The following is a 12,641-nucleotide window of genomic DNA, read 5'->3' on the forward strand; positions in this document are numbered from 1 at the left end:
ATGAACGCGGTGAACGCGTCCGCAGGTGAACAGAACATCGGCCCGACGGCACGCCGCATGATCCTGGGCTCGCAGCTTCGCCGGCTCCGTGAAGAGGCCGGCATCACCCGCCAGCAGGCCGGTTACAACATCCGCGGGTCCGAGTCGAAGATCAGCCGGCTGGAGCTGGGCCGGGTCGGGTTCAAGGAACGCGACGTCACCGACCTGCTGACGATGTACGGCGTCGACGACCCGACGGAGCGCCGCGCGTTCCTCGACATGGTCAAGCAGTCGAACGAGCCGGGCTGGTGGCGGCGCTTCGGCGACACCATGCCGAACTGGTTCACCGACCTCGTCGGCCTCGAAGAAGCCGCCGCGCGAATCCAGATCTGGGAGCCGGTCTACGTGTCGGGGCTCCTGCAGGTCGAGCCGTACGCCCGGGCGATTTTCAGCCATGGCCGTCCGGACATGGCCGACGAGCGGGTCGACCAGCTGGTCGCGCTGCGGATGCGGCGGCAGAAGATGTTCAGCAGGCCGGACGCGCCCCGCGTGTGGATGGTGCTCGACGAGTCGGTGCTGCACCGCCCGATCGGGGGCCCGAAGGTGCTCAAGCAGCAGATCGAATACCTGCTCGAGATGAGCGCGTTGCCGCACGTGTCAGTCCAGGTGCTGCCGTACGCGAGCAGCGGGCTGTCGGCGGAACACGCCTTTTCGCTGCTGCGATTCGGTGAGCCGGAGCTGCCGAACATCGCCTACGTCGAGTACCTGACCGGCGCGCACTACATCGAGAAGCGCGAAGAGATCGAAAAATACAGCCGCGCGCTGGACATGCTGGCGGTCGACGCGGAGACGCCGGAGCGGAGCCGGGCGATGCTCGCGAAGCGCCGCCAGGAGATCTAGCCGCCGTTGCCGTGCTTCGCCGGTCGACTTTGCTCCGATGAGCGGTAACGAAGAGTAGCTATTACGCCGTTCGTGCGCCTATCTGTCCCCCGATAGGTTAACGGCAGCTCGGCAATTCTTACCGTCCGAGAACTTTGCAAGAAATTCTGCACGTGCATTTACCGCTGCAGGCACACGTGCTAACCTCGGATACGCGGGCAAATGCACATGCAGATGCATCGTCCGGAAGGCTTTTCTGCTTCGAGAGGTGGGATCATGGCTGAGCGATTCGAAAACGGCGTCCCGGCTGATCGGCTGACCGGTGTCGAATGGCGCAAGGCGAGCTACAGCAACTTCAACGGCAACTGCGTCGAGGTCGCGCCGTTGTCCAACGGGGAGATCGCGATGCGCAACTCGCGGTTCCCGACCGGCCCGGCGCTCGTCTACACGCGGGCCGAGATGGCGGCGTTCCTGGCGGGCGCGAAGGACGGTGAATTCGACGATGTCCTCGGCTGAGGGCGTCGCCACCGTCTTCGACATCGAAACCGGATTGCAGGAATTGGTGGCCCGCGGCTACCAATTCGTCCACCCCGCCGACGAACGCGGTGAGGTCCTCGCGGTCGTCGGCGTGCGGGTGCACGACGACGTGGTGGACGTCGTCCGGCTCAACGCCGAAGACGACGTCGTGGCGACCAGGATGCCCGGCTCCGAAGAGAACATCTTCGAGCCGGAGCGGTGGCTGTGGCGCCGCCGCGGAGAAGGCGCGCAGGTGCTGTCGGAGATCCTTTCGCTGCCGGATGCGTGCTAGCGGTACAGGCTTGCAGGCCCCGTCCGAAGTGGTCAGAACCACGCCGGGCGGGGCCTGACCCGTGTCCGGACCGTCTACACTGAAACCGGCCTGATCACGTCTTCCCAGGAGCTCCTCGGTGGTTTCCGACCCGCAAGTCGTGTCCGACCAGCCCGACCCGGAACCCCGTGAGGAGTGTGGCGTCTTCGGCGTCTGGGCTCCCGGGGAAGAAGTCGCGAAGCTGACCTACTACGGCCTGTACGCCCTGCAGCACCGGGGCCAGGAGGCCGCCGGCATCTCCGTCTCCGACGGCTCGCAGATCGTGGTCTTCAAGGACCTCGGCCTGGTCAGCCAGGTGTTCGACGAGCAGATCCTGCAGTCGCTGCAGGGGCACATCGCCGTCGGGCACTGCCGGTACTCGACCACCGGCGCGACCATCTGGGAGAACGCCCAGCCGATCTTCCGCACCACCGCGACCGGCAGCGGCCTCTCCTTCGCGCACAACGGCAACCTCGTCAACACGGCCGAGCTGCGCGAACGCACCATCGAAGCGGGTCTCAAGCCGCACGCGGGCCTGACCGGCTCGTCCAGCGACTCCGACCTGATCTGCGGCCTGCTCGCCGCGAACGCCGCCGACAAGGGCATCGAGGCCGCCGCCATGGAGCTGCTGCCCACCCTCAAGGGCGCCTTCTGCCTGGTCTTCGCCGACGAGAACACGCTCTACGCGGCCCGCGACCCGCACGGCGTGCACCCGCTGGTGCTCGGCCGGCTCGAGCGTGGCTGGGTCGTTTCCAGCGAGACGGCGGGTCTTGACATCGTCGGCGCGTCCTTCGTCCGCGAGGTCGAGCCCGGTGAACTGATCGCCATCGACGCCGCGGGCCTGCGCTCGTCCCGGTTCGCGAACCCGGACCCCAAGGGCTGCGTCTTCGAGTACGTCTACCTCGCCCGCCCCGACACGACGATCGCCGGCCGCGGCGTCCACGCCACCCGCGTCGAGATCGGCCGCCGCCTGGCCACCGAGCAGCCGGTCGAGGCCGACCTGGTCATGCCGGTGCCGGAGTCGGGCACCCCGGCCGCGATCGGCTACGCGCAGGGCTCCGGCATCCCCTACGGCACCGGCCTGGTGAAGAACGCCTACGTCGGGCGCACCTTCATCCAGCCGTCGCAGACCATCCGCCAGCTGGGCATCCGGCTCAAGCTGAACCCGCTGCGGGACGTCATCCGCGGCAAGCGCCTGGTCGTGGTGGACGACTCGATCGTCCGCGGCAACACCCAGCGCGCGCTCGTTCGCATGCTGCGGGAGGCCGGCGCGCTCGAAGTGCACGTCCGGATCGCGTCACCGCCGGTGCGCTGGCCGTGCTTCTACGGCATCGACTTCGCCTCGCGGGCCGAGCTGGTCGCCAACGGCGTCGACCTCGACGGCATCCGCCGGTCGATCGGGGCCGACTCGCTGGGCTACATTTCCCTGGAGGGCCTGGTCGCGGCGACGGAGCAGCCGAAGTCGCGGCTGTGCACGGCGTGCTTCTCGGGCGAGTACCCGATCCCGCTGCCGGAGGACGCGCTGATCGGGAAACACCTGCTCGAAAGCCTCGACGCGGTCAATGGCGCGGCGACCCCCGTCAGCCCCGCCGGGTACGGTGCCGAAGACGCCGTCCGGCGTCCCTAGCAGTCCTTCCAGTAGGGAGTCCTTCCACCGTGAGCGAGTCCACGAGCGCCACGTACGCCGCCGCCGGCGTCAGCATCGACGCCGGCGACCAAGCCGTCGAGCTGCTCAAGCCGCACGCCGAGCGGGCGACGCGGCCCGAGGTCATGGGTGGCGTCGGCGGTTTCGCCGGGCTCTTCTCCCTGAAGCTCGACAAGTGGAAGGAGCCGGTGCTCGCGTCGTCGACCGACGGCGTCGGCACGAAGATCGCGGTCGCGCAGGCGCTCGACAAGCACGACACCGTCGGCATCGACCTGGTCGCGATGGTGGTCGACGACCTGGTCGTGACCGGGGCCGAGCCGCTGTTCCTGCAGGACTACATCGCTGTCGGCAAGGTGCACCCGGAGAAGATCGCCGCGCTGGTCGGCGGCATCGCCGAGGGCTGCGTCCGGGCCGGCTGCGCGCTGCTCGGCGGCGAGACCGCCGAGCACCCGGGCCTGATGGGCGAGCACGACTACGACATGTCGGCCACCGGCGTCGGCGTGGTCGAGGCGTCGCAGCTGCTCTCGCCGGAAAAGGTCCGTCCGGGTGACGTCGTGCTGGCCCTCGAGTCGTCGGGCCTGCACTCGAACGGCTACTCGCTGGCCCGGCACGTGCTGCTGGACATCGCCCGGATGCCGCTCGGCGGGTACGTCGAGGAGTTCAGCCGCACCCTCGGCGAGGAGATGCTGGAGCCGACGCGGATCTACGCGAAGGACTGCCTCGCCCTCGCCGCGGAGACCGAGGTGCGGACGTTCGCGCACATCACCGGCGGCGGCCTGGAGGCCAACCTCGCCCGGGTCATGCCGCGTGGCCTGGTCGCCCGGCTGGACCGCGGCACCTGGACGCCGTCCGCGGTGTTCGCACTGATCGGCCAGCGCGGCAAGGTCGAGCGCGCCGAGCTGGAGAAGACCTTCAACATGGGGGTCGGCATGGTCGCGATCGTCGGCGCCGAAGACGTCGACCGGGCGCTGGCCATGCTGACCGCGCGGCACGTCCCGGCGTGGGTGCTGGGTGACGTCCAGCCCGCCGACGACGTCGACGGCCCGCGCGCGGTGCTCTCGGGCGATCACCCGCGCTTCTGACAGCGTTTTCTGAAAAGCGCCTTGATCGCGGCTGTCACACTGGTGTCATGGCAGCCGGAGACGTGGTGGTCGGCTCCCGGTTCACGATCCCGGGAGCCGAGCTGAACGAGCGCTTTTCGCGGTCGTCCGGCCCTGGCGGCCAGGGGGTCAACACCACGGATTCGCGGGTCGAGCTGTCGTTCGACGTCGCTGGTTCACCGTCGATCCCCGAGCATCTGCGGGACCGGGTGCTGGCCGGGCTCGGCGCCCGGCTGGTCGACGGCGTCCTGACGATCGCGGCCAGCGAACACCGCTCCCAGCTGCAGAACCGGGAAGCCGCGCGCGGCCGCCTGACGAATCTGCTGCTCGACGCGTCGGCCCCGCCCCCGGCGAAGCGGCGCCCCACGAAGCCTTCTCGCGGTTCGAAGGAGCGCCGCCTGGCGTCGAAGAAGCGCCGGAGCGACGTGAAACGAGGCCGCTCCGGCCGCTTGAACGACTAGCTCAGCGAGAGGTGCACGCACTCGCCCGCCGGCCGGTAGCCGACGCGGGCGTAGACGTTGCCGATCCCCAGGTCACCGGGGGTGAGGAACGCCGTGTGGGCCCCGGCCTCGTGGACCTCGCGGGTGAGGTGCGCGGTCAGCGCCGCGGCGATCCCGCGGCCCCGGTACGGCTCGAGCACCGCGATCCCGGCGATCTCGGTGGTGCCGTCGACGATTTCGAGCGCGAGCCCGCCACCGACGACTGCCCCCGTTCCGACGTCCTCCGCCAGGAGATGCCGGACACCGGTGCCGGACCGGAGTTGCTCGACCTCGTCGTCACCGATCTCCGCGGGTTCGCCGAACGCCGTGTGCTGCGCCGACCGCATGCGCCGGAAGTCCCCGGCGGACTCCGGCACGCGCAGCCGGATGCCGGCCGGGACCGGCCGGTCGACCCGCGCGGCCGGCGCGCACGTCATCAGCGGCACCCGACGTTCGAGCTCGTACCCCGCTCCGACCAGCAGTTTCTCCAGGTCGGGTGCAACGTCGGTGAAGTACTCCAGCCGCGGGAGCAGCTCCCGCCGCCGGTAGGCCGCGGTCAGCGCGTCGATCTCGGCCGCCGTCGGCTGCGCGCCGTCGTCCGGGATCGCGTAGTTGAGCATCGGGTGGGGTGTGCCCGGCGAGTAGGTCGCGAGGAACGGGCCGACCCGCTCGCTCTCCCGGCCGCGCGGTGCGGTCGTGCGGACATAGGCCTGAATGGCGGACATGTGAGCCCTTTCGAAAAGCACGTCAAGGAACCGCAGCCCTGGAACGGGCATGCGGGCAGGGCGCTGGGCGTCGGGCCTAGCGGGGGCCGACGCCGGAGGCGGCGCCAGGCATAGGCAGTCATTCCTTGAACTCGAAACGGGCTCTTCGAGGCCATGGTCGCACGGGCGGCAAGCGGATTACCGGCGTTCCGGGTGCGCGATGATGCACTGTCCACAGTGGAGCATGGAGCCTGTGGACAACCCTGTGGATGAATTCGAGGGAAAAGTGTGAAAGTGCTGCGGCGCAACGAGAAGACGCGGAGCTGGCCTGTGTACTACTTCGCGGCCAGTTCGCGCGCCTGCTCGAGCAAGCGCTGAAGGTGCAGACCCCGCCGGACGTCGCAGGGGTGCGTCGTCGTGCCGCTGGCGATCATCGCTGCGAAATCGTCCAGCAGTGCGGTGTAGGACTCCTGCGCGGAGCCCGGTTTGCGGCCGAGCGTCCGGTAACCGTGCTGTCCCCAGACCGCGACTTCGACGACGGTCGGCTGCACCGGCAGCCGCAGCGAGAGCGTGGCCGTGCTGACCACGCCGCCGTCGTGCGCCAGCATCAGGTGCCAGAGGTCGCCGGGGCTCTGGCGGGCCGCCACCACCTCGGTGATCGGGCCGAGCGCGGCGTCCAGCATGTCGAGGGCGTGCGGGCCGATGTCGAACAGCGCGCCGCCGTCGTCCTGCCGCCACTCCGAGGCGGCGTACTGGCCGCCGAGCAGCGCGCCGGACAGCCAGCGCGCGCCGCCGCCCGCCCAGCCGCCCGCCTGGGCGAGACCGGCGAGCCACTCCTGGGTCTGCGCCGAGTAACGCAAGGTCAGCACCACGAGCGCGGCCACGTCGGCGGCCGCGACCGCGTCGGCCAGCCGTCGCGCGCCGTCGAGGTCGGCGGCGATCGGCTTCTCCAGGATCAGGTGCTTCCCGGCCTCGGCCGCGCGCACGCCCAGCTCGGCCTGGATCGACGGCGGAACGGCGAGCGCGACCGCGTCCACCTGCTCGAACAGCTCCTCGACGCTGCCGGCGACGGCCGCGCAGTGCGTCTCCGCAAGCGTTTGCGCCGCCTCCGGCCGCCGGGCCCAGACCGCGGTCAGCGCCGTGCCGGGGTGATCCGCCAGTCCGGGCGCGTGGATCGTCGTGGCCCACGGGCCGGCGCCGATCAGGCCGACACGCAGCTGTCCGTCCGCGTTGAGCTGTCCCACGGCCCGCAGTCTAGGTGTGTCCCGCGTCGCTCCGGAACCGCACCTGTGCCGGGCGCCGACGTGGTTAAAGTGCCTGCATGATCGCCTCCCGCCTGTCCCGGCTCGCCACCGTCTTCGCCGTGCTGCTCGGCGCCGGCCTCATCGGAGCCGCGCCCGCTTCGGCGACGGGCACCGACGGGGCCTGCCCGGAGGGCGGCGGCGTGACGGTGGTCGTCGATTTCGGCGACCTGGGCCCCGGATCAGTGGTCCGCTGCGCCCCCGGGACGCCCGCGAACGGCGTCGCGGCCTTGCAGGAGGCCGGGATCGAGGTGGCCGGCTCCCAGAAGTACGGCCTCGCGGTGGCCTGCCGGATCAACGGACAGCCCGGTCCCGACGTCGAGTCGTGCGCGGGGATGCCGTCGGCGACGGCGTACTGGAGCTACTGGCACGCCTCCGCCGGAGGCAGCTGGACGTCGAGCCAGGAAGGCGCCCAGACGGCGAAGCCGGTTCCCGGCGGGTTCGAAGGGTGGGCGTTTGCGCGTCCGAAGTCGGCGAACGACCTGCCGGCGCCGCCGCGGGTGCCGCCGGTCCGGCAGGTTTCCTCGCCGGCTCCCGCTCCCGCCGCTGACCAGGGCAGTTCGTTCCCGTGGGGCCTGGTGATCGGGGCGGTCGTGATCGTGCTGGTCGGCGGCGCCGGGCTCGTCGTCGCCCGTCGCCGGCGTGCGCAGTAGGGCGCTGCACCCCGGCGCCTGGTGGGCCTGGGCGCTCGCGCTGGCCGTCGCCGCGAGCCGGACGACGAACCCGCTGCTGCTCGGCCTGATCATCGCCGTCGCCGGGTTCGTCGTCGCGAACCGGCGGAGTGACGCGCCCTGGGCGCTGGCGTTCCGGCTGTACGTCTACGTCGGCGCGCTGATCGTCGCCTCCCGCGTGCTGTTCCGGATCCTGATCGGCGGCGAAGACGGCGGGCACGTGCTGTTCACGCTGCCGCGGGTCCCGCTCGCCGCCGGGTTGTCCCTGTTCGGGCCGGCGTCGGCGGAGGAGCTGCTCGGCGGTTTCTACGACGGCCTGCGGCTGGCGACGATGGTCGTCTGCGTCGGCGCGGCGAACGCCCTGGCCAACCCGAAACGCCTGCTCAAGGCGGTCCCCGGGGCGTTGTACGAGGTGGGCACGGCGGTGACGGTGGCGTTGACGGTCGCCCCGCAGCTCGTCGAGAGCGTCCAGCGCGTGCGGCGCGCCCGGCGACTGCGGGCGGGCCGGACTCGCGGGCTGCGGGCGGTCAAGGGCATCGTGGTGCCGGTGCTGGAGGACGCGATGGACCGGTCCCTGCGGCTGGCGGCCGCGATGGACTCCCGGGGCTACGGCCGCCGGGCCTACCTGAGCGCCGGGCTGCGGGTGCTGATCGCTTCCTGCGTCCTGGCCGGGCTGATGGGCGTGTGCGTCGGCGTCTACGGCGTGCTCGACGGGACGTCGTCCTGGCTCGGGGTGCCGTTGCTGGCGGCCGGCCTGGTCGTGGCCGTCGCCGGCTTCGTGCTCGGCGGCCGGCGGGTGCGGCGGACGGCGTACCGGCCCGACCCGTGGCGGTGGCCGGAGACGCTGGTCGTCGCGGCCGGCGTCGGGGCGTGCGCGCTGCTCTTCGCGACCGCGCGGATCGACGCGGGCCGGTTGTTCCCTTCGCTGAGCCCGCTGCGCTGGCCGGAGGTGTCCTGGGCGCACGCGTTGTCCGTGCTGGTCGCGGTGCTGCCGGCGTTCGTTTCGCCCCCTGTTCCGGAGGTCGTCCGATGATCGAGTTTTCGCGGGTCACGGTGACCTACCCGGACGCCTCGCGGCCGGTGCTGTCGGACGTGTCGCTGCTGGTCGAAGAGGGCGAGCTGTGCCTGGTCGCGGGGCCGACGGGGGCGGGCAAGTCGACGTTCCTCGGCGCGCTCAACGGGCTCGTCCCGCACTTCACCGGCGGCCGGCTTTCCGGCCGGGTCGTCGTCTCCGGTCTGGACACGGCTCGCTACCCGCCTCGCGAGCTGGCTTCGGTCGTCGGCGTCGTCGGGCAGGACCCGCTCGCGGGGTTCGTGACGGACACCGTCGAGGAGGAACTCGCGTACGCGATGGAGCAGCTGGCGGTGCCGCCGGACGTCATGCGCAAGCGCGTCGAGGAGACCCTGGACCTGCTGGGCATCGCGGAGCTGCGCAACCGTCCACTGCGGACACTGTCGGGCGGTCAGCAGCAGCGCGTGGCGATCGGTTCGGTGCTGACGGCGCACCCGGCGGTGGTGGTGCTGGACGAGCCGACGTCGGCGCTGGACCCGACGGCGGCCGAGGACGTGCTGGCGGCGATCACCCGGCTGGTGCACGACCTGGGGACGACGGTGATCGTCGCGGAGCACCGCATGGAGCGGGTGGCGCAGTACGCGGACCGGCTGCTGTACCTGCCGGGCGACGGTTCGGTGCGCTCCGGACCGCCGGCCGAGATCTTGGCGACGTCGTCGATCGCACCCCCGATCGCCGAGCTGGGGCGGCTGGCGGGCTGGTCACCGCTGCCGCTGTCGGTGCGGGACGCGCGGCGGGTCGCGGGGCCCCTCCGCGACCGGCTCGCGCCGAGTCGTCAAAAACTGTCGGTGGTGGGTCGTAGTCTTTCGGTGACCGGTTCGGCACTGGATGTGAGAGGGGTGGTGGTCCGATACGGAGATGTCCTGGCGGTGCGCGGGGTGGACCTGCGTGTCGGACCGGGAGAGGTGGTCGCGCTGATGGGACGCAACGGCTCCGGCAAGTCGTCGCTTCTCTGGGCGGTGCAGGGCAGCGGCCCGAGGTCGGCGGGGAAGGTCGACGTCGGTGGCGCGGACCCGGCAGCGCTCAAGCCACGAGTGGCCCGTCAGCGCGTGGGCCTGGTCCCGCAGACCCCGGCCGACCTGCTGTACCTCGATTCGGTGGACGCCGAGTGCGCACAGGCGGACGCCGAGTCGGAGGTCCCGGCGGGAACGGCCCGGGCCCTGCTGGACCGGCTCGCCCCCGGAATCGCCGGTGAAGCGCACCCCGGCGACCTTTCGGAAGGGCAGCGGCTGGCGGTGGTGCTGGCGATCCAGCTGGCGTCGGCCCCACCGCTGGTCCTGCTCGACGAGCCGACGCGCGGCCTCGATTACCACGCAAAACGGCGCTTCGCGGCAGCCCTGCGAGAGCTGGCCTCGCAGGGCCACGCGGTAGTGCTGGCAACCCACGACGTCGAGTTCGTGGCAACGGCGGCCGACCGCGTGGTGGTCATGGCCGAGGGCGAGGTGGTAGCGGACGGCCCGACGAAGGAGGTGATCGTCGCCTCGCCGGCCTTCGCCCCGCAGGTGGCGAAGATCCTCGCGCCGCAGCAGTGGCTGACGGTGGACGAGGTAGCGGAAGCGCTGGCATGAGCACGCGGAGGGTGGGGCGGGGGCGGGCGGGGGGCCAAGGTCAACGAGCGCACTCGGCCGTGGTCTGCGGGTCGCGGCTGTCGATGGCTCGCCGGTGGGCAAGCGCCTCGGTGTGGGCTGGCGGGTTGTGGTGGCTGGCCGCGCGGAGGTGGGTGACTGCTTCGGTGTTGGCTGGCGGGTCGTGGTTGGTGGCGGCCGCTCGGAGGTGGGTGACCGCTTCGGTGTGGGCTGGCGGGTTGTGGTGGGTGGCCGCTCGGAGGTGTGCGGCCACTCGGGCGCTGGCTCGCGGTGCGTGGTTGGCGAGGTCTCACTGGTGCGCGAGCGCCCCGGTGCTGGCTCGCGGGTCGCGGTTGGTGGCCGCTCGGAGGTGTGCAGCCGCTCGGGCGCTGGCCTGCGGGCCGCGGTTCGGCCTGCCTCGCAGCTGCGCGACCGCTCCGGCCCCAACACTTGCATCGCCGCTGTCGGCGCGCCGCAGGTGCCGGCAGGCGCCTCTGCGCGCTCCGGCGTGCCCGGCTGGCTCGCGCGGAGCCATCCCGCGCTGCTCGGCGTGGCGGCCGAGCGTCCAAAGACGCCTGGCGATGCCCCGCGGATTCCGGCGCCCACAGCCAGCCACCAGCTCGCAGCCGCCTCACACCCGGCCGGTGCTCCGCGGCACTCGCCGATCAGCGCGGACTCACCCGCCGGCGCTCCCGAAGCGGCTGCGGTGACACCGGCATGACCGACTTCCTCGGCCCTCCGCCTCGCGCTGTTCGCCTGACTCCGCGGCCCGCGCTGGTCCTCAGCGTCGCGAGCGTTCTCGGGCTGGCCATGTTCTGCTGGCCTCTGCTTGCCCACCCGCAGCCGACCGCGGCCGCGCACACTGCTGATGCGCCCTTTGTCTTCATGGCGACCCTGCCGGTGCTGCTCCTGGTCGTGCTCGCCGAACTTTCCCGCGGTGGCATCGATGCCAAGGCGCTCGCCCTCCTCGGGGTGCTCTCGGCCGTCAACGCCGGGCTTCGGCCTCTCGGGGCCGGCACCGGGGGCATCGAGCTGGTCTTCTTCCTGCTCGTGCTCGCCGGCCGGGTCTTCGGGCCCGGCTTCGGGTTCGTGCTCGGCTCGACCTCGCTGTTCACCAGTGCGCTGCTCACCGCCGGTGTGGGGCCGTGGCTGCCGTTCCAGATGCTGGCGTCGTCGCTGATCGGGCTGGGGGCCGGGCTGCTTCCGCGGAAACCGCGCGGCAAAGCCGAGATCGCCCTGCTCGTCGGGTACGGCGTCTTCGCGGCCTACTTCTTCGGGCTGCTGATGAGCCTGTGGTCGTGGCCGTTCCTCGCCGGTGACTCCGCGCAGCTCGGCTTCGTGCCCGGTGCGCCGCTGGTGGAGAACCTCCACCGGTTCGCCGTCTACACCGTCCTGACGTCGACCCTCGGCTGGGACACCGGCCGGGCGATCACCAACGCGGTCGCGATCGTCCTGCTCGGGCCGGCTGTCCTGGCCGTACTACGGCGCGCCGCGAGGCGCGCCGCCTTCGACGCGCCCGTGACATTCGATCAGCCGTAGGAGTAGAAGCCGCGGCCCGTCTTCTTGCCGAGGAGGCCCGCGTCCACCATGCGCAGCAGCAGCGGCGGCGACGAGTACAGCGGCTCCTTGAACTCCGCGTACATCGAGTCCGCGATGGCCTTGATCGTGTCCAGCCCGATCAGGTCGGACAGCCGCAGCGGGCCCATCGGGTGGGCCGTGCCCAGCTCCATGCCGCGGTCGATGTCCTCGGCCGAGGCGAAGCCCGACTCGATCATCCGGATCGCCGAGAGCAGGTACGGCACCAGCAGCGAGTTCACGATGAACCCGGCGCGGTCCTGCGAGCGGATCACGGTCTTGCCCAGCGCCGTCGTCGCGTGGTCTTCCGCGCGGCGGGCGGTCTCCTCGCTGGTCAGCAGCGAGGGCACCAGCTCCACCAGCGGCAGCACCGGCACCGGGTTGAAGAAGTGGATGCCGACCACCTGCTGCGGCCGGCTCGTCGCCATGCCCAGCTTCATGATCGGGATCGACGACGTGTTGGACGCGAACAGCGCGTCCTCGGCCTCGACGATCTTGTCCAGCTGGCGGAAGACGTCGATCTTCGCCTGCTCCTGCTCGAGGATCGCCTCGATGACCAGGTCGCGGTCGGCGAACTCGGCGATGTCCGTGGTGAACCGGAGCCTGGCGAGCGCCGCGTCGGCGTCCTCGGTGGTCAGCTTGCCGCTCTTGACGCCGCGTTGCAGCGACTTCTCGATGCGTGCCCTGCCCGCGTCGAGCGCCGGCTGGTTCACCTCGGTGATCACGACGTCCAACCCGGACCGTGCGTGTACCTCGGCGATACCGGACCCCATGAGGCCCGCCCCGACGACTCCAACCCGACTTACCACCGGCTCACTCCTTCGTCGCTTCGCAGCCCGCGCGCC

General features: G+C 71.4%; 13 protein-coding genes. 10 read left to right on the forward strand and 3 right to left on the reverse strand.

From position 1 onward, the window contains the following. From ACFVYA_RS00980 to arfB, 6 genes are all read left to right on the forward strand, one after another. Positions 1–879, forward strand: coding sequence for a helix-turn-helix transcriptional regulator (locus tag ACFVYA_RS00980; RefSeq protein ID WP_285987216.1), 879 nt, complete (start codon positions 1–3; stop codon positions 877–879). A gap of 255 nt (positions 880–1,134) precedes the next feature. Beyond that, on the forward strand, positions 1,135–1,374 hold the full coding sequence (locus ACFVYA_RS00985) for a DUF397 domain-containing protein (RefSeq protein WP_086837856.1): 240 nt from the start codon (positions 1,135–1,137) through the stop codon (positions 1,372–1,374). Continuing rightward, complete coding sequence (locus ACFVYA_RS00990) at positions 1,361–1,666, forward strand: hypothetical protein (RefSeq protein WP_285987215.1); 306 nt, start codon at positions 1,361–1,363, stop codon at positions 1,664–1,666. Before ACFVYA_RS00985 ends, ACFVYA_RS00990 begins: the two co-directional genes overlap by 14 nt. 118 nt (positions 1,667–1,784) lie before the next feature. Next, entirely contained in the window at positions 1,785–3,311 is a 1,527-nt protein-coding gene (purF, locus tag ACFVYA_RS00995) for an amidophosphoribosyltransferase (protein ID WP_387040882.1), read from the forward strand. Positions 3,312–3,340: 29 nt separating this feature from the next. Beyond that, entirely contained in the window at positions 3,341–4,411 is a 1,071-nt protein-coding gene (gene purM / locus ACFVYA_RS01000) for a phosphoribosylformylglycinamidine cyclo-ligase (RefSeq protein WP_285987213.1), read from the forward strand. A 47-nt stretch (positions 4,412–4,458) separates the two neighbouring features. Continuing rightward, positions 4,459–4,890 carry an alternative ribosome rescue aminoacyl-tRNA hydrolase ArfB gene (gene arfB, locus ACFVYA_RS01005; RefSeq protein WP_285987212.1) on the forward strand — a complete coding sequence of 144 codons (432 nt, stop codon included), beginning with the start codon at positions 4,459–4,461 and terminating at the stop codon, positions 4,888–4,890. Here the strand turns inward: arfB and ACFVYA_RS01010 are convergent. Then, complete coding sequence (locus tag ACFVYA_RS01010) at positions 4,887–5,633, reverse strand: GNAT family N-acetyltransferase (protein WP_387040887.1); 747 nt, start codon at positions 5,631–5,633, stop codon at positions 4,887–4,889. The genes arfB and ACFVYA_RS01010 overlap by 4 nt on opposite strands. 314 nt (positions 5,634–5,947) lie before the next feature. Continuing rightward, positions 5,948–6,856 carry a Gfo/Idh/MocA family protein gene (locus ACFVYA_RS01015; protein WP_387040890.1) on the reverse strand — a complete coding sequence of 303 codons (909 nt, stop codon included), beginning with the start codon at positions 6,854–6,856 and terminating at the stop codon, positions 5,948–5,950. Between the two features lie 77 nt (positions 6,857–6,933). Here ACFVYA_RS01015 and ACFVYA_RS01020 point away from each other — a divergent pair, with 77 nt between their 5' ends. From ACFVYA_RS01020 to ACFVYA_RS01035, 4 genes are all read left to right on the forward strand, one after another. Beyond that, the gene (locus ACFVYA_RS01020; RefSeq protein WP_387040893.1) at positions 6,934–7,566 is read left to right on the forward strand and encodes a hypothetical protein; all 633 of its coding nucleotides are present in this window, start codon (positions 6,934–6,936) and stop codon (positions 7,564–7,566) included. Continuing rightward, positions 7,556–8,617 carry a CbiQ family ECF transporter T component gene (locus tag ACFVYA_RS01025; protein WP_387040897.1) on the forward strand — a complete coding sequence of 354 codons (1,062 nt, stop codon included), beginning with the start codon at positions 7,556–7,558 and terminating at the stop codon, positions 8,615–8,617. Before ACFVYA_RS01020 ends, ACFVYA_RS01025 begins: the two co-directional genes overlap by 11 nt. After that, on the forward strand, positions 8,614–10,224 hold the full coding sequence (locus ACFVYA_RS01030; protein WP_387040900.1) for an ABC transporter ATP-binding protein: 1,611 nt from the start codon (positions 8,614–8,616) through the stop codon (positions 10,222–10,224). Before ACFVYA_RS01025 ends, ACFVYA_RS01030 begins: the two co-directional genes overlap by 4 nt. Positions 10,225–10,938: 714 nt before the next feature. After that, entirely contained in the window at positions 10,939–11,760 is an 822-nt protein-coding gene (locus tag ACFVYA_RS01035) for an ECF transporter S component (RefSeq protein ID WP_387040903.1), read from the forward strand. Here ACFVYA_RS01035 and ACFVYA_RS01040 read toward each other — a convergent pair. Further along, complete coding sequence (locus ACFVYA_RS01040; protein ID WP_387040906.1) at positions 11,751–12,605, reverse strand: 3-hydroxybutyryl-CoA dehydrogenase; 855 nt, start codon at positions 12,603–12,605, stop codon at positions 11,751–11,753. The genes ACFVYA_RS01035 and ACFVYA_RS01040 overlap by 10 nt on opposite strands. Between the last annotated feature and the right edge of the window lie 36 nt (positions 12,606–12,641).

Source organism: Amycolatopsis sp. NPDC058278 (genome assembly GCF_042881395.1).
Classification (GTDB): domain Bacteria; phylum Actinomycetota; class Actinomycetes; order Mycobacteriales; family Pseudonocardiaceae; genus Amycolatopsis.